Below are 17,158 nucleotides of genomic sequence, written 5' to 3'. Positions count from 1 at the left end.
CAGCGGACGCACGCTAAAGCGGCGCCCGCCACGGAGCAGGGTCAGGCGACTTTTTCCTGTTTTTCCATGGGCTTGGGCGCGCCCATGTCGAGAACCTTAATGGAGTTAGTCAGAGCTTTTTTGAGCTCGGGCGTAATTTTCTTCTCTTCCTCCAGGTAGAGATACAACACTCTTCCCAATTGTTTCAGCTGCCACTGCAGTTCCTGATACATCAGGTCCATTTCCACGATTTCACGGCTGACGGTCTGAATGATCTGATTCTCCACCACATGCTGCAACCAGCGGCCCAGGGGCGCGCTCAGCATGCCGGAGCGCGTGACCAGGGTCCACAGACGATCTATCTTCACTTTGGCGACGCGCATGCGTTTAATATGCTCTCTCTCCGCCAGGGTTTCCCGCAGCGCATAGATGCTTTCCACTACATTCTCCAGCATCTGACGCTTCTCCATAAGCTGCGTCGACATGCTGCTCAGGTCGCCGGAAATGGCCAGCTGGGTGGCGGCGTGATTCACCTGACGCAGCACGGACATGAGCGCCATGTGCACCTGATTGGGGAAGAAAGAACTGTCGATCTGAAAAACCGGCATGACTTCGCCGAGATGAATTTTGTCATTGAAACGGCGCTTCTCGCAGATGGCGTAGGTTTCATCCGCCATCGCCACAACCTGTCCGACGATGCACAGGCTGTCTTCAAACAGACCGGCGGGATAGCCGCTGCCGTCAGCGCGTTCGTGATGCTCTTTGACTGCGCGACGGGTGACGTCAGGAATCTCTTTGATATAGGACAGAAACAGGTCGCCGATAAGAGTATGGCTCTGCATGGCGCGCCATTCTTCCGGCGTGTATTCGCCGGTTTTTGCGACAATCTGCGGATCGATATGGAGCATGCCGGCGTCGTGAGCCAGTCCCGCCATAAACGCCGCTTCGCGTTCTTCTAAGCTCAGGTTCAGCCGTGTCGCCATGGCGAAGCTTAACCACGCGCAGAACAGGCCCTTTTGATACTCTTTCGGCAATCGCTTGCACAGAACGGTGACTTTCTGCACCAGCAGATCGTAGCCGCCATACTTCTCGCACACTTCGATAAGGCTGGCTTCCAGACGCATGGACGAATGAATCTCCAGCAGTCCTTCGAAACGATCGAACATTTGATGAATGTCGCGGTGAATTTCTTTCCCATAGAGGGCGTCATCCACATTGACGGACACCTCAAGCGGCTTCACCAGTTTATGGTTAAGCAGTCTGCGCGCGACCTCAGGCTTGATAGCCAGCCCTTTTTTAACCAGCAGCATCCCGTCCTTGTTGTATATGTCCTCAGTAGCGATTACCGCATTGGTCTCGTTCACCTCCGCTAGATGATTTGTGTAGTGATCGGGCGTTGTCGGGTCGTATTGCTTCATTTCAGTTTTCCTGCCGAAATCAGAATGTGACGTCATGCCATCAGGACGAGATTGAGAAGTGTGGGGCGCGTGCGAGATGATCGAATATTGCTCAAATATAGCCCAGTTATAGCAGGGGGATGGTGTATTTCTGCTCACATTTTGCAAATGAACGTAACTAACGTATCTAAAAAGAAAAAGCCTGAAAAATCAGGGGGTGAATGGCGTATTTCGCCAGTTAGTTGTCTCGTTTGGCCGTATTGGCGTATAAAAAGTGCTCTATATTTGAGGAGGCTGATGTGTGGTGGCGACCAGAGAGCGGCCGATCGAAAAAAGTCTGTTAACATTCTCCTTCACGGCATATGCGCGCCGTTGTTTCGGCGCGCGTTTCATTTGGCTGATTCAAGGAGGTGTGGATGTCCGAGTATTTCGCCACTGTGCGCTGGCTTAGAGGCGCACAGGATTTTGTCTCCAATCAATATAGTCGTGGGCATGAGTGGGAGTTTGACGGCGGCGTTCGAGTTCCCGCTTCCGCGTCTCCGCATATTGTCCCCTTACCTTTTTCTGTAGCTGAAAACGTCGATCCTGAAGAAGCGTTCGTCGCGTCACTCTCCAGCTGCCATATGTTGTTTTTTCTGGCGTACGCCGCGAAGCGCAAATTCGTGGTGGACAGCTATGAGGACTCCGCCATCGGCGTACTGGCCAAAAATGAGCAGGGCGTCATGATGATGACTCAGGTAAGGCTGCGTCCCCGCGTTGAATTTTCCGGCTCAGCCAGACCGACGCATGAGGAGCTGGAAGCATTGCATCATCGCGCGCATGAAAGCTGCTTTATCGCTAATTCAGTGAAAACGGAAGTCGTGGTGGAGTTAGAGGCTCAGAAGTGAGCAGGGCGGTTGAATCAGGAAATTGAGGACGAAGAGGGTAAGAGGCTGGGATAAGGAGCCAAAGCGTGCGTCAAGTAGCGCCCGGATTTAACTTATAGACGCACGCTTTGGCTGAAACTGTCGCCGATTATTCGGCTGGAGCGGTTTCCAGATCTACCGGCGCATCAGCCGGAGCTGCTGGATCTACAGCCATTTCAGGCTGAGGGTCCGCTTGGTACAGCTGGCCAGCTCTGGAGCCGGCTGCAGTGGCTTCACCGCTGTACACAACGAATTCGTCGCGGCTGATTTCGCCGTTCTGATCGATATCGATCTGGGCGAATGACTCATTGATGCTGGAGTCTGCAGCGGCTTCTTCTTTGTTGATGACGCTGTTGCGGTCAGTGTCCAGGTATGAAAACACCTGCTCTACCGCTGGACCTGCGTATTGGTCGGAGCTGGCAGGCGCTTCAGTGATTTGCACTGGGGCGCTCATTTCAGTTTGAGGCTGTTGCTCCGCCACAGGTTGTTCGGTTTGAACGCTGGTTTCGTCAGAGCAAGCAGTCAATGCTGCCAGGAATGACGCGGTTACGATTGCGAGTGCTTTATTCATACTCTAATACCTACTAAGTTGGTGTCCTTGTTTCCATTTCTAAGGAGGCGGGTCTGAATGTGCGGATTCAAGACTCCTCCTGTTAACCTCTCCCTTCGTGAGGTAGCCGGGCTGCTTAGCCTCAGCGTGTTTCGCCCTAGGTATATCAAGTTCGGCGCCAGTTTTTAAATTTCCTTTAAAAACAACAAATTAGTTTTGTTCGGTGAATTTTGCGGTCGGTGAAAGGGTGGCTGAAAGTCGCAGAAAAGAGACGGCGGCGGCGACTATGCAGGCAATGTCATAAATATCAATAAGTTACGAGTTGCAAAAAGGCAACGATTGAAAGTGTAGGATTAGCGGAAGAGTTTGGCGGCCGGGCGAAGATGCTGCGCCTGACCGCCTGTTAAGCATTGCTATTCGCCCAGAGAGAGCACGGTATTGATCTTCGGGTCCACCAACTCCAGGCGCTTACCGTCGGGCTTCAACGCCACTATGCGGGTGACGGATTCTCTAGCGCCGATTCCGAAAACAAGTCGGGGGCTTTGGTCTGTCATCAGGCCCACGGCGGATGTCGCTTGTCGGGTATAACTGCGCGCATCCTCCATTTCGATTGTGACTTCTGTTCCAGACCATTCCGGTGAATCAGGCAGCTGCAGAGCGATGAAGTTGGCCTCTGTGGTGTTGAGAAAAGCCCGTACGGGCCCGTCCATGTTAAGCCAGACGATATCCGGGCGGCCGTCGCCATTCAGGTCCATAATAACGGGGGACTGGCCGAACCAAGGGTTGTCCAGCTCCAGGTCGTCAGCCTGAAAAAAGCCGGTGGCGTGGCCCATTCCAGTAGGCAGTTGCAAAAATGCCTTGCCCGCCAGCTTGCTGACCTTGTGAATCGGCCATTTAATGTAGTTCTGCGCCACCAGCAGGTCCATTTCGCCGTCCAGGTTGATGTCTTCAAATACGCCGCCCCAGCCGAAGCCGTAGCCGGTTAACTGGTACGGTTCGGTCATGTCGGTGAAGCGAAAGTCGCCTTCGTTTCGCAATAGCAACCATTCGCTGTCCTGACGCTGGTCATCGCGCAGGTCGCCGCTGGTGAGAAACTCCGGGATGGAGTTGCCGATATTGGTGAAAAACAGGTCCTGGTCGCCGTCGCGGTCAATGTCTCCCACCGCCAGCCCCATCCAGAAGCCGAACCCGGAGTGGGTGGGAACGGATTCAAAGCGACCGTCTCCCAGGTTTTTGAATATCTCCACCTCTCCTGTGTTTTGCGCCACAACCAAGTCTTGCAGATGATCGCCGTTGAGGTCGACAAAGACAGATAAAAAGGTATTTTGCAGCGATGCGGTTCCGGACTGCGCGGTAATATCGGTGAACTGCAGATTGCCGTCGTTGCGCAGCAGAATGTTGGCGCGGGCGTGGGCGGGGTCGTTGAAGGTGGCGCTTTTGAAGGCGTCAAAGGAGATAAAGTTGCTGATGTAAAGGTCGCCGTCGCCATCCTGGTCAATGTCGGAGACAGTGACGGCGAAAGAGACCGTATTGTCCGGCAATTGAACCGGCAGCTTTTGCGCCGTGAAGCGCCCGCCGTTGTTTAAGTACAAATAGACGCCGTCGTTGCGGGCGATGATAAGGTCCACTTCGCCATCGGCGTTCATATCCATCGCAGTCGCGCCATAGGTGGCCGCTGAGGCGGATAATCCGGTGTTCTGAATAATATTGCGTAATTCGCCATCCCTGAGGCTTAACAAGGCGTCGTCCTGTCCTTCGCCACCGCCCACAAAAATCTCTTCCTTGCCGTCGCCATCAACATCCAGCACTGCCGCGCCGCTAAAAGGATGAACCTTTTGCGTCCAGTGGTGGACGAAATCCGTTTTAACCTCCGTAAACGGAGAGAGCTGCAGGCTGGCGGGCGCCTCGCGGACATCCTCCAGAGAAGCGGCGCAGCCGGTCAGCAAGAAAGGTAATGTTAAGAGAGCGCTGAAAGCCGCTGGTGTTTTCATGAACAATTTCCGCATGGTTCGCAATGAATAGGACTTAAAGAAAAAATAGTCGATTTGACGCAGTTATCAGAGCTCAAGCGATGCTTGTCTGAAATACCCGGCTTAGTGTTCATAAATCCGGCTGCGCCAGTTACACTTCGTCGCGTAAAAACAACTAAAAAGATTAGAAAATATCAGCTTCGGCGCATAAAATTGCCGCCTTTTGCTGCCTCCACAAAGGATGTCGATTTGAGCGCACCTGCTTCCCCCCAGTTCAATGTTATCAGCCAGGGTAAAATTCTTTCCGGTTTCGAAGAGCGTCAGGTGCGAGATAATCTCGTTGCGCGTTTGAAGTTATCGAACGCGCAAGTCGAGCGTCTGTTGACGGGGGCGGTGGTGATCAAGAAATCCTTGTCTTCTTCTGACGCCAGAAAATATCAGGCCTTATTTGTTCGCCTGGGACTGGCGGTGACGTTGCAGCCTTGTCCCTCCGAGGAGGTGGCGACGAAGCCTGTGCAACCTGCGTCGATAGAAGCCGCACAGCCCGCCAAAAGCTCAGCCCCATCGACAGCCAGTCGCGCCAAGCCAGCCAAAGACGCCGACATACAAAGAGACGTGCTTGCCCTGGCGAAGGAGCGTCTGCATCAACCTATTCCCAAATTACCGGTAACCACAGCCTATAAACTGGGGCTGTTCAGCGTGACCCTGTTGAGTCTGATAGCGCCTTTGATTTACATCAGCCTGACAATCTGCGCGATAGTGGGAACGATTTGGTACGGGATGAGTATCCCGGATATTCTGGCGGTGCGTAAAACCAACGCGATGGGGGTATTGATGGTGTTCGTGCCGGTTCTACTGGGAACCGTATTCGCGCTGTTCCTGCTGAAGCCGTTCTTTGGCCGCGACCATGAAAACCGCACCTTGGAACTGAATCCGAAAAAGTATCGCCGCTTTTATCAGCTGGTGCAGCTGCTCACCGAACGCATGGGCTTGCCTGCTCCGGTGAAGATCTACGTGGATGGCGAGGTCAATGCTCACGTCGCCCCGGAAAAAGGACTGCTGAGCCTGTTTCAGGGACGTTTGACCCTGACGGTCGGCCTGCCTCTGCTGGCGGGCATGAACAGTCGGCAATTCATTGGCGTATTGGGGCATGAGTTCGGGCACTTTGCGCAACGCAACGCCATGATCGCCAACTATATCGTCAACACCGCCAATGCCTGGATGGCGAGCCGGGCCTTCTATCCCGACGCCTGGGATCGTCGCTTGAGCAAATGGCGTGAGTATTCCCCGATTTTTGCGCTGGATGTGGCGCTGATCGCCGCGCAGGGCATGATCAAAGGCACGCGCCTGATTCTGAAATACCTGTTCTTATTCAATCTGCGCGTCACCCGTTGGATGTCCCGGGAGATGGAGTACGACGCCGATCGATACGAAAGCTGGGTCGCGGGCAGCGAAACCTTTCAGAGTACGGCGGTGGCGTTGTGGAATATGTCCATGTCGCAGCAACGCAGAGATGAGATCTGGCAATCCGCCTGGAACGAAGACCGCCTGATCGACAACTTGCCGCAAACCATTGCGCAGTTGGCGGCGGAACTGTCTCAAGAAGAAATCGACGCGGTGCGGGCGAAAATGGATGAGCGCCAGACCAATGTTTGGGATACCCATCCGGCGGACAATGACCGCATCGCCCATGCGGAATCTCTGGGTTACGAGCCGGTTTGGACCGATGAATTTCCCGCCACTGAGTTGATGCCGGATTTTGACGCTTTGTGCAAAATCGTCACGCTGCGCATATACAACTCAATGGGGCTGGAGAAGCCCGAGCAGTACCTGTGCTCCTTCGAGGAAATCAGGGATGTTCACTCCAAAATGAATGAGTCGGAAGAAGCCTTGAAGCGCTACTTCGCCGACCTGTTCTCCATGCGCCTGATGAAGCCGTTTAACGCCACGCCGACGGAGGTGGATCTGGCTGGGGCCGTGACCGAGCTGCGCGGCCAGATTCCGCGCGCGACGGCGCAAATGGAGCTGTATTGGGAAGCCTATCAGCATATGGAGGCGGCTCAGGTCGGGCTGGCGTATGTGGAGGCGGGGTATAACATCGACGCCGCTGATTTTGGCGTGAAGGCGGGCGATATTAGTTCTGTGCAACGCAGTCTGGATGATCGACGTACGGAAGTGAAACGGATGGCGGGCGAGTTAAGTCGCTGTCTGGACGCCTATGTGGCGCAGCGCATGCATCTGGCGATGGCGCAGATGTCCGAGGAGGACAAAGCGCGGGCGGAGTCGTTGTACAACACTTTCCGTCAGCTGTTCTTATTGCGGGATATCTGGGACAGCCTGCCATTATGCATGGCGGGGCTTAACGCCCTGTATCGCCAGGACGAAGAAGAGCGCCCTAAATTTTTCGCTCAGGCGGCGGCGCGGCATGTGCAGTTGGCGAGGGAGTATCTGCGTCAATTTCATCAGATCTCCGCCAATATCGACCTGCGTTTTTCCACCAGCAAAGAGCAGACTCTGGCGGAGTTCGCCGTGAATTGGGGCGTGAATCCAGAGGAGAAACTGGATGAGCTTAACGCCGGCGCGATCTTCCAGATCAGCGACCGCTGTCTGCGGGTGATGCGCTATGCTTATCGTCGCACTATCTCAGAGCTGGCGCTGCAGTGTCTGCAGGAGGAAGAAAAACTGGGGGTTCCTCCCCTGAAAGTGGAGCTTAAAGCAGCGACGGCCTAGTCGTCACAAGCCCCTGACGCTCTATGTCTGCAAGCAACGTTGCTATCAACGCGTTGGGAAACTGCCTGTAGTCCAGATAGGGCGTCAGATAAACGCTTCCCGCTCGCAAGATGCGACAGTCTTCCTGCAACTCTTGAGGTGTCTGGGGAAGCGTTGAGAACCCTTCCGCGAATTGTTGTCCCCCGATAACGTGCACGGGAGGCTGATGGTCTGTTGGCGTCTCCAGCAGATGTTGTTGAAACAGCAACGCCGTCGCGCCGCCTTCCGTGAATAAACGCCTGTCCCGCACCGCGCGCCAGTCTTCCTCTGGAAACAACAGTCCCTGCGTTATCTTGGCGAAGATGGAAAAAATCTTGCGCCAATGATTGCCTGTCTCTTTGATGATGACTTCCGTCTCTCCAGAAATGCCGCAACGATAGCCCTCCATCTGCTCATACTGAGGCATGGGCGGGCGGTGAGGGGTGTAGAGAATTAGCAATGGGCGCGAGTCGCCGATTCCTGTTGCGTGCATGGCGAAGTCTGTGAACGTGGTGTTGTCGGGGTTAATCGAGGAGGGGGAGTATAGCCTGACCGGCCGAAAATAAGCGAAAAAATGCGCACATGGCCAACCTCGGTCCAGGCCGCTGGCTTGCAAAGCCTGGCCGGAGCGACGATGTGCGCTAATTCTTCAATATGCTGGAGTTAGCATTCCGCTGTCTCGGCCGTTTTCTCAACGGCGCGAGTCATGGTGAAGATGCCTTGGGCGTTGCTGCTGTCAAAGCGCAGGTCCATGCCCTTTTCAGCGCTCTCGTCGATATCGTTGCGCTGAATGAATTCAAAGAAGGAGCCGGGAACCTCATGGGTTTCGACGCCTTGATCCGTTTTGAACTGGCGTTTTACTTTGGTGGCGCGATAAGCGGTCTGCATGATGTTGGCGTTGCGCGCCACTTCAATTTCGTCCTTCATCGGACGGCCCAGCTCACGCTGATGAGCGTCCAGCTGACGAATGTCGCCCACGCGATCGGTTGCGTGGTTAAAAGCGTTGCCTTCGGTGGAGATCCAGGCCATTTCCGCGGACTCTTCCCGCAACGCCAGATAGTCGTGCAGGTGGGGCACGCCGTGCTGACGGTCAAAACACTGCAGCAGGTTAGGCAGCAATTCCGCCGCGTCCGCCAGAGGCAGAGCGCCGTTTGCGGCCAGCTTCTGCAACAGCTCTGCAGAGCGAGGCGTCAATGGATCGGAAGACACAGAAACCACTCGGTCAACGGCGTCCTGGAAAGATTTGGTGAATTGCTCCGGGTACAGCTCACTGACGAAGTACTGGGCGACATCGTGGGGCAGGTCCGCATGCGTGTAGACGAAGCCGCACATTTTCAGCTTGGGCAACGGATACTGTCCGGCCACGGTGAAGCCGAGAGGCTCCAGGATGCGTGCAAACGCTTTATAACCCATAGGCAGCGCCTGATTCTCCCAGGCCACAGTGCGCAGCGCGCCATGGTCGAACACGACCTTTTCTCCAGACGCCAGTTTTTCAGCCACGTATTGCTTGCCTTCCGGCACCCGCTCCAGCAGGTCGTCAAACAGCATCATGTTCATCGCCTGGGCGATGACAGCGCGGTTGAGCGGCTCGTCGTCATGGTGAGGCTGGGCGAAAATGGGGTGCAATTGAACGGAATCAAGCAATTGCTGAGCCTTGGCGGCGTCAGTCAGCGAAGACAACAGTTTGAAAAGCGCAGTAGTTTGCATGGTACGGCTCGTAATCCTGAAAATAATACTAACGTTCGTCTGACCGGCGTGCGTCCAGACGCCTGAGGCGTTCTGGAAGAAGAGGAGGAGATCCGGCTTCGGTCGAAGTCCGGTTACAGGCGCACAGTCGGAAACAGCTTCCCGTACATCATCGGTATATATTAATCAGGCGGACAAATAGCTTCCTTCTATTTGTATCCGCCACGACAGGGCCTGCACACGTCAGACCCTGTCTCCCGCGGCTGACCGCCGCGCAGGCGCATCCATGCGCCTGTTTATCAACATGCCAATATTATTGCCATGTCAATAAAGTGTTAAACCAATAAGGAAAATCCTGACCTGTCGAACCGCGCGTCCTGGCGCGGATGTCAAAAGGAGAGCCGAAGCTCTCCTTTCAAGTCAACTCAGCAAAGGCTTAGTTGAGATCGAACTTGATACCTTGCGCCAGCGGCAGCTCGGAAGAATAGTTCACTGTCGCGGTGGAGCGGCGCATGTACGCCTTCCAGGAGTCGGAGCCGGACTCGCGACCGCCGCCAGTCTCTTTCTCTCCGCCGAATGCGCCGCCGATTTCAGCGCCGCTGGTGCCGACGTTGACGTTGGCGATGCCACAGTCGCTGCCCACCGCGGAGGTGAACAGTTCCGCTTCACGCATGTTCAGAGTGAAGATGGCGGAAGACAGACCCTGCGGCACGTCGTTCTGACGTTCAATCGCTTCTTCCAGGTCGGAATAGCGGAAGAAGTACAGAATCGGCGCGAAGGTTTCGTGAGCGTTGTTGGTCAGCGCGTTGCCGCCTTCCACAATGGCGGGGTTCACGTAGTAAGCCTGTGGGAACTCTTTTTCCAGCGCGCGTCCGCCGCCGTATACGTCGCAGCCTTTCGCTTTGGCGTCAGCCAGCGCCTGCTCCATTTGTTCGTAAGAGCGGCCGTCGATGAGCGGACCGATCAACGTGCCGGCTTCCTGTGGGTTGCCAATAGGCAATTGCTTGTAAGCGGCCTTCAGGCGGCCCAGCAATTCGTCATATACGGAATCATGAGCGAAGACGCGGCGAGTGGTGGTGCAGCGTTGGCCAGCGGTGCCGACTGCGCCGAAAACGATGGCGCGAGTAGCCATGTCCAGATCAGCGGATTCCGCGACGATGATGGCGTTGTTGCCGCCCAGTTCCAGAATGGATTTGCCGAAGCGGGCCGCGACGCGCTGACCGACTACGCGGCCCATGGCGCAGCTGCCGGTGGCGCTGATCAAAGGTACGCGCTTGTCGTCAACCAATTGTTCGCCGACTTCACGTTCGCCGATGATGACGCTGGACAGGCCTTCTGGCGCTTCGCCGAAGCGAGCGATGGCTTTATCCAGCAGATGTTGACAGGCCAGGGCGCACAGAGGCGTTTTCTCGGAAGGTTTCCAGATCACAGGATCGCCGCACACTAGCGCCAGTGCGCTGTTCCATGCCCAAACCGCCATGGGGAAGTTGAACGCGGAAATAACGCCGACTGGGCCCATGGGGTGCCAGGATTCGCGCAGTGCGTGATTGGGGCGCTCGGAAGCGATAGTCAGACCGTACAGTTGACGGGACAGACCGACGGCGAAATCGCAGATGTCGATCATTTCCTGTACTTCGCCTTGGCCTTCAGAAATGATCTTGCCGCATTCCAGCGTGATCAAGGCGCCCAGAGTTTCTTTGTGCTTGCGCAGTTCTTCACCGTAAAGACGCACCAGCTCGCCACGCTGAGGAGCGGGCAGGCGACGCCAGGCTTTGAAGGCGTCTGCGGCGGCGGCGATTTTCTTTTCTACTTCGTCTTTGTTGTCCAGTTTCAGGTTGGCGATCACTTTGCCGTCAACCGGGGAGCTGATTTTGTAGTCCCCTGAAGCAAGAATGCCCTGGTCCATGCCCAGGGCTGAAAAAATCTCTTGGATATTCATAGCGGTCCTCCCGTAAAGAGTCGTAAGTGCGTTTGCTTGTCCTTGTAGCGAGCTTCTGGTTCGCTACCTGTCCTGATGTCGGGGCGCGGGGTCGCCGCGCCCATATTTGATCAGGCTACGCGACGCACTGAAGCCGAAGGGTTTTTCCCGTCGTCTTCCATATAGTTGCGGCCGAAACGGTTGTTTATAAAGTCTTCGAAGCGGATATCTTCCTGACGTACGAAGCCTTGGTTCGGCAGTTTGCCTTCCGCCAGCAGGTCCAGCGCAGCGCAGATGCCGGATGCGGTGGTGATCTGGATGGCGCTACGCAGTTTACCGTTGATTTCGCGGCTGTAAATCTTACGTGCGAAGGTTTCCTGCAGGAACAGGCCGTTCTTCACGCCGCTGACGTTGGCGAATACCAATACAACGTCCTGCATGGTGACAGGGATGGCGGACTCCATGATTTCTTTCAACAGGTCGCGACGCTCGCCCAGACGCAGGTCGTTCAGCAACAGCTTCATGACGTCGCGGTGACCAGGGTAACGCACTGTGCGGTAGTTCAGGTTGGACACTTTGCCTTCCAGCGTTTCGCACAGGGTGCCCAGGCCGCCAGAGGTGTTGAAAGCTTCGTAGTCATCGCCGTCCAGAGAGAAATGCTCCAGCTCTTCCATGGGAGGCACTTCGCGCAACTGACCGTTAACGATGGCTTCGCAAGGGTTCAGGTATTCGTTGATCAGGCCGTCGGTGCTCCAGGTCAGGTTGTATTTCAACGCGTTGGAGGGGAACTTGGGCAGTGCGCCGACACGCATGTGAACATTGTGCAGGGAGTCGAATTTGCGCGCCAGATCATAAGCCACGATGGAAATGAAACCAGGAGCCAGACCGCACTGAGGAATGAAGGCGGATTTGGCGTCTTTGGCCAGGGACTTGATCAAACGAGTGCTGGCGACGTCTTCAGTCAGGTCAAGGTAGTGAACCTGCTGCGCTGCGGCTGCGTGAGCGATGGATGCGCTGATATCGAAAGGGCAGGAGTTGATAACGGCGAAGTGGCCTTTGAAGGCGGCTTCCATTTCCTGCTGGTTAGAGGCGTTCGCCTTCACAGTTGAGATGCCGGGAATTTCTTCGGCGATGCGGTCCAGCGCGTCCTGATTCTGATCCACCAGCGTGACTTTGTAGTCGCCAGTGCTGTTCAGGAAATCCGTGATCATTGAGCCGATTTTACCAGCGCCTACAACAACGATGGGTTTCATATGTGCCTCTCCTAATTGTTATTGGATGAATAAATCTATAATAGGAGGCGCAGATGTCGGATTGTAACTGTCATAGTGACGAATTTACTGATAAATTTAGACGAAATATCTATATCTGTAGTGAAAACGTCATATGGATGAAAAAAATCAACGTTTGCTCGATCTGTTGCAGGCGAACGCGCGAGAAGCCACTTCGTCACTGGCGAGAAAACTCAACCTGTCCCGCACCGCAGTGCATGAACGCATCGCCAAGCTGGAGGCGGAAGGCGTCATTCGCGGCTATACCATCCGTCTGGACAAGGAATATGAGAAAAAGCGCATCAGCGCCCAGGTGATGATCGAAATCAATCCGAAGCTGAACAAACAGGTGGAAACGGCGCTGCGACGCATAGATGAAGTGCGGTCGCTGTACACGATCAATGGACAGTACGACTTCATCGCCCTGATCCGCGCGGAAACCACGGAACAGATCGATGAAGTGCTGGATCACATTGGTGAGATAGAAGGCATCGAAAAAACCATGTCGTCGATTGTGCTATCGACGAAGTTTGAGCGCTGAGAGGCGAATCGCCCCTCAGCGTCACACTACGCCAACTTTCTACCAGCCCCCGCCGTCTGCATCGTTGTCCCAGCCTCTGCTGTGCGAATTTCTTACGGGTCTTCCCCAGCTATTTTCCCACTCTATGTTTATAGGCTCTGAGGTCCATTCATTGGCGCCTTCATCGGAAATCATCGGGGGACGTGGCGGTTCACAAAATGAGCAGAACATATCCGAGTGAATTTTGATGCCAGGAGAAAGATCATAAAGGTCCCCGGCGGACCATTGTACATTTTTGTCATAAACCCAAATGCCGCAGACACAGCATTTATCGCAATCGATTCTCTCGTTCAATGTGCTTGAGTTTTTAAATAATAATTCGAAATTGGCTTCACCAAACAGCTCTTGAGCTTTTTCTTCAATAGCGTTGAGCGCCTGTTCTTCTTTAGCGTTGTTATCGATGTCCACAAGCATTCTCATGCTTAGTAGAACTGTTTTTTTCGTAGTCATTATTGCAATTTTCTCGTTATAACTTTTTGTAGGAATGACGGCAGGGAAGGTAGTGGTGACGGGCTTCCCTGCTTTTTGTTTGAGGCGATTTTCGCCGCTTCTGAAATCGATTCGCCAATAATGCTATCCTGCGGAGGGCTTGGCAATGGGGAGGTTTATAGGTGATTTTTTGTCTCTTTTTTAGCGTAAGAAGCGGGCGTCAATGAGGTTCCTGTTGAAGGCGTTTGCGTGGGCTGCGCTGATTGCAGGAAGCTGTTTGAACGCGATGGCGGCAGAAGTTGGATGCTATCGAGACGAAGTCGTGGCGGCGTTGTCCACATCCCCGATAGCGAGCCCAGCGGCCCATTCTTCGGAGACCGCACCAAAGGCTGGTTTTAGAGTGAGTTTTAAGCCTTTGACGATGCCATCAACAATTCGACGGATTCGAATGGTAATCGGTGAAGTAGAGGCGGCTTCCGCGCCCGGACCGAGATTTTGGTCCGAGTTCGCCTGGCCGGCGAGCCACCCGGACGCATACGTGGAAGTAGAAACGTTGAACGGCGACCGTAAACGGTATGACTTCTTTGGAGAGTGGGCGTTGTTTCGGTTCCTTGAGCAAGCGCGGATTACGCCCGAGTCGGACACCTCCGGCCAAGCCCAGTTTGACTTTGGCGGACTGCAAGTGACTTATCAGATAAAAACCGCTACAGCGGCGCAATTCAGCGTATTGCAGAAGTTGTCCGACTATCCCTGTTCGGAATCCATGCCCTGAGTCGGTTTTCCGGGGCGAGTTAAGCTTGATGGTAAGGTCAGCTGGACTCACTTTCCTGGATGCCGAAGGCCTTGAGAATTTCCAGCGGCAGTGGAAACGCGATGGTGTTGGTTTTATCGCTGGCGATCTCCGTGAGCGTCTGCAGGTAGCGTAGCTGAATCGCCTGCGGTTGTTTGGCGAGAATTGAGGCGGCCTCGCGCAATTTTTCCGATGCTTCCAGCTCCCCAGTGGCGTGAATCACCTTGGCGCGCCGGATACGCTCCGCTTCCGCCTGTTTGGCGATGGCGCGAATCATGCGCTCATCCAGATCCACATGTTTGATTTCCACGTTGGAGACTTTGATGCCCCAGCCGTCGGTCTGGACGTCAAGGATGCGCTGGATATCCTCATTCAGCTCCTCCCGCGACGCCAGCATTTCATCCAGCTCATGCTGACCAAGCACTGAACGCAATGTGGTTTGCGCGAGTTGACTGGTGGCCTCGTTGTAATTCTCCACATTAATCACGCTTTTCTGCGGGTCCAGCACCCGGTAGTACACCACAGCGTTGACCTTAACCGATACGTTATCCCTGGATATTACGTCCTGCGTCGGCACATCCATGACCACGATTCTCAGATCGACGCGCACCATTTGTTGAATGATGGGAACGATAACGATCAGTCCAGGCCCTTTCACCTTGTAGAAGCGGCCAAGCAAGAACACCACGGCGCGCTCATACTCGCGCATGACGCGAAACATCGTCAGCAGCAGGGCGAGCGCAATAATAACCAGCGCCAAAACAACGTAAGCGATCATGGGATAGCCTCCACTTGCAGGGTCAGTCCCTGTATTCCTGTGATTCTGAGTTTTTGGCCTTGCGTTACTGGCGTATCGCAATAAGCCATCCATAGTTGTCCTTGTGCGGCGACCCGGCCGCTCCCTTCAAAATCGGCGATTGCTTCCGCCTGCGATCCGATAAGGGTTTCCACACCGGACACCACCGCCTGTTTTCGGGATTTGAAGGCGAAATGCAGTAGCACGCTGAGCACCAGGACGGATAAGGCGGCGACGGCAATGATAACGGGCAGAGCGATCTGGTAAGCGGGCGATTTCGTGTCCATCAGCATGACGGAGCCAAGAATAAATGCGGCCACTCCGCCTAAACCCAACGCGCCGAAGCTGGGAGCAAAGCTTTCCGCCGTCATCAGTGCGACGCCCAGCAACAAGAGTCCCAATCCCGCGTAGCTGATAGGCAGCAGCTGTAATGCATACAGGCCGATCAACAGGCATATGGCGCCGAGGATGCCAGGCAGGGTGGCGCCGGGATTGTAGGCTTCCAGCAGCAGTCCATAGATACCGATCAGCAGCAGGATATAAGCGACGCTGGGATCGGTGATGACAGCCAGAAAGCGGTTGCGCCAATCTGGTTCGACAGGATGCAACTCATATCCAGACAGTTTTAAGGTTACCGCCCCGTTATCAAGGTTGACCTGCCTTCCTTCCAGTTGGGCCAGCAGTTGCTCTGTTGAATCCGCCATCATATCAATGACGTTCATTTGCAACGCCTCTTCCGCGCTCAGACTGGCGGCGTCGCGCACGGCCCGTTCCGCCCAGTCTGCGTTTCGGCCTCGCAGTTTCGCCAAGCCCTGAATATAAGCGACGGCGTCATTGATCTGCTTGTGCTCCAGTGTGCTTAGTCCTTTCTCGTTGTTTTCTGCGTCGTCGTCAGGCTTTGTTGGCGAGGATGAAGGAGCTGCGATTGATATCGGCGTGGCGGCTCCCAGATTGGTGGCGTGAGACATGGCGGCGATATGAGAGCTATACAGAATATATGTGCCGGCGCTGGCTGCTCTGGCTCCTTTGGGGTAAACGTAGGCGGCGACTGGAGTTGAGGAAGCCAGAATCGCCTGAATCATGTCGCGCATGGACTTGTCCAAGCCGCCAGGAGTATCCAGTCGCAATAGAAAAAGAGACGCCCCGGCTTCATTCGCTTCCTCTAAAGCGCGCATGAACAAATCCGCACTGGCGGGTCCGATAGCTCCCTGTATATCAAGGGTCCATACCTGTGGCGGATGTTTGGGAGATGAATTCCCCCCGCTTGTTTCTGCGGCAAGGGTTTCTGTGGTGAAAGACGAAAAGAGGAAAGACACGGAGAAAGCGAAATAGAGCAGCCACAACAATCTTGCGGGAAGCTGCATGCAAAAACGCAACCCCGAAGCAGTCGGCGTCCTACGCCGGATTGCAAGCGAACTTAATCGCATATCCTTGGTCATGGCGTTGGTGCTCTTGCTGCGCCATTAATTGATATCAGTATTAGCAGATTAACTCGACTTCTGCCGAGGTCGCCAGAACATTATCTAGGTTGGCGGGAACCTGGCTCAAATAAACTCTCCCCCCGATCTTTCCGCTTGTAGCGGGAAGTTGGGGAGAAGGACCTGTTGCAGGAGGTGGCGGAAGGCGGGATCTTTTTCGCTTAGAGATTCGGCTTTTTTCTGGGCTTCGGTTTGAATCTGGCGGTTCAGGGTTTTCACCAGTTCATGAAATTCGGTCAGGGTTCCCGCCCAGTGCAAACCATTATTCAGAACATTATCGTCTTCCGGGGCGCCCCGTTCTGCGTAGACATTGCGATAACATTGCGCGATGTCTTCCACCCAGCCGTTGAGGCTGACTTTCAAGTCGATTATATTGCCGCGTTGGCTGGCCAGGGATTCGTGCTTTCTTAGATAAGGTTTGAAAACGGCGCCTAATGTTTGCGTCATTTTTTCCCTTTCGGATTCACAGGCGGACAGCTCCGTCGCAGCGCCCCGTTCCGTCATCAGCGCAAGGGCGGATATGCTAAGGATTAATAGAGTCGGAGGATGGACTCGCATTGTGGTCGCCCGTCAGCAGTGCATGAAGGAATGCCGCTGAGATGTGGCGATATGTGGGTTGGGTCGCTTTAACGACATCGTCAGCGGCATAATTTAAACATAG

Annotated in this window: 15 protein-coding genes; 4 read left to right on the top strand and 11 right to left on the bottom strand. The window is 54.6% G+C overall.

Annotation, left to right across the window (positions count from 1 at the left end):
- Window positions 1-41: 41 nt before the first annotated feature.
- On the bottom strand, window positions 42-1,397 hold the full coding sequence (locus tag ACQYWX_RS23530; RefSeq protein ID WP_216735633.1) for an HD-GYP domain-containing protein: 1,356 nt from the start codon (window positions 1,395-1,397) through the stop codon (window positions 42-44).
- Between the two features lie 395 nt (window positions 1,398-1,792).
- On the opposite strand from ACQYWX_RS23530, the gene ACQYWX_RS23525 reads away from it, so the two are divergent.
- The gene (locus ACQYWX_RS23525; RefSeq protein WP_216735634.1) at window positions 1,793-2,263 is read left to right on the top strand and encodes an OsmC family protein; all 471 of its coding nucleotides are present in this window, start codon (window positions 1,793-1,795) and stop codon (window positions 2,261-2,263) included.
- Window positions 2,264-2,390: 127 nt separating this feature from the next.
- Here ACQYWX_RS23525 and ACQYWX_RS23520 read toward each other — a convergent pair whose 3' ends face one another.
- Window positions 2,391-2,852 (bottom strand): EF-hand domain-containing protein, encoded by a 462-nt coding sequence (locus ACQYWX_RS23520; RefSeq protein WP_279505473.1) that lies wholly within the window; start codon window positions 2,850-2,852, stop codon window positions 2,391-2,393.
- A gap of 392 nt (window positions 2,853-3,244) precedes the next feature.
- Window positions 3,245-4,822, bottom strand: a complete 1,578-nt coding sequence (locus tag ACQYWX_RS23515) for a CRTAC1 family protein (protein ID WP_431686528.1) — start codon at window positions 4,820-4,822, stop codon at window positions 3,245-3,247.
- Between the two features lie 228 nt (window positions 4,823-5,050).
- Here ACQYWX_RS23515 and ACQYWX_RS23510 point away from each other — a divergent pair, with 228 nt between their 5' ends.
- Window positions 5,051-7,531 carry a M48 family metallopeptidase gene (locus ACQYWX_RS23510; protein WP_431686527.1) on the top strand — a complete coding sequence of 827 codons (2,481 nt, stop codon included), beginning with the start codon at window positions 5,051-5,053 and terminating at the stop codon, window positions 7,529-7,531.
- Here ACQYWX_RS23510 and ACQYWX_RS23505 read toward each other — a convergent pair.
- The 4 genes from ACQYWX_RS23505 to ACQYWX_RS23490 form a co-directional block, all read right to left on the bottom strand.
- The gene (locus ACQYWX_RS23505) at window positions 7,512-8,042 is read right to left on the bottom strand and encodes a DUF6942 family protein (protein WP_431686526.1); all 531 of its coding nucleotides are present in this window, start codon (window positions 8,040-8,042) and stop codon (window positions 7,512-7,514) included. The genes ACQYWX_RS23510 and ACQYWX_RS23505 overlap by 20 nt on opposite strands.
- A 170-nt stretch (window positions 8,043-8,212) precedes the next feature.
- Complete coding sequence (locus tag ACQYWX_RS23500; protein ID WP_431686525.1) at window positions 8,213-9,256, bottom strand: DUF1338 domain-containing protein; 1,044 nt, start codon at window positions 9,254-9,256, stop codon at window positions 8,213-8,215.
- 415 nt (window positions 9,257-9,671) lie between these two features.
- Window positions 9,672-11,174, bottom strand: a complete 1,503-nt coding sequence (gene amaB / locus ACQYWX_RS23495) for an L-piperidine-6-carboxylate dehydrogenase (protein WP_279505464.1) — start codon at window positions 11,172-11,174, stop codon at window positions 9,672-9,674.
- Window positions 11,175-11,284: 110 nt separating this feature from the next.
- Window positions 11,285-12,406 carry a saccharopine dehydrogenase family protein gene (locus ACQYWX_RS23490; protein WP_216735640.1) on the bottom strand — a complete coding sequence of 374 codons (1,122 nt, stop codon included), beginning with the start codon at window positions 12,404-12,406 and terminating at the stop codon, window positions 11,285-11,287.
- A gap of 133 nt (window positions 12,407-12,539) precedes the next feature.
- Here ACQYWX_RS23490 and ACQYWX_RS23485 point away from each other — a divergent pair, with 133 nt between their 5' ends.
- A complete protein-coding gene (locus tag ACQYWX_RS23485) occupies window positions 12,540-12,965 on the top strand; it encodes an Lrp/AsnC family transcriptional regulator (protein WP_216735641.1) in 426 nt (141 codons plus the stop codon).
- A gap of 39 nt (window positions 12,966-13,004) precedes the next feature.
- Here the strand turns inward: ACQYWX_RS23485 and ACQYWX_RS23480 are convergent, their stop codons facing one another.
- Complete coding sequence (locus ACQYWX_RS23480; RefSeq protein WP_431686524.1) at window positions 13,005-13,412, bottom strand: hypothetical protein; 408 nt, start codon at window positions 13,410-13,412, stop codon at window positions 13,005-13,007.
- Between the two features lie 469 nt (window positions 13,413-13,881).
- Between ACQYWX_RS23480 and ACQYWX_RS23475 the strand changes: the two genes are divergently transcribed.
- Entirely contained in the window at window positions 13,882-14,205 is a 324-nt protein-coding gene (locus tag ACQYWX_RS23475; RefSeq protein ID WP_431686523.1) for a type VI secretion IcmF C-terminal domain-containing protein, read from the top strand.
- A 37-nt stretch (window positions 14,206-14,242) separates the two neighbouring features.
- Here ACQYWX_RS23475 and ACQYWX_RS23470 read toward each other — a convergent pair whose 3' ends face one another.
- From ACQYWX_RS23470 to ACQYWX_RS23460, 3 genes are all read right to left on the bottom strand, one after another.
- Window positions 14,243-15,001 (bottom strand): slipin family protein, encoded by a 759-nt coding sequence (locus tag ACQYWX_RS23470; protein WP_216735644.1) that lies wholly within the window; start codon window positions 14,999-15,001, stop codon window positions 14,243-14,245.
- Entirely contained in the window at window positions 14,998-16,194 is a 1,197-nt protein-coding gene (locus tag ACQYWX_RS23465; protein ID WP_431686522.1) for an NfeD family protein, read from the bottom strand. The genes ACQYWX_RS23470 and ACQYWX_RS23465 overlap by 4 nt, the downstream gene beginning before the upstream one ends.
- Window positions 16,195-16,563: 369 nt before the next feature.
- Complete coding sequence (locus ACQYWX_RS23460) at window positions 16,564-17,055, bottom strand: hypothetical protein (RefSeq protein ID WP_216735646.1); 492 nt, start codon at window positions 17,053-17,055, stop codon at window positions 16,564-16,566.
- Window positions 17,056-17,158 lie beyond the last annotated feature (103 nt).

The organism is Hahella sp. NBU794, from assembly GCF_050749805.1.
Lineage (GTDB): Bacteria > Pseudomonadota > Gammaproteobacteria > Pseudomonadales > Oleiphilaceae > Hahella.
This window is presented reverse-complemented; position numbering and strand designations above follow the sequence as displayed.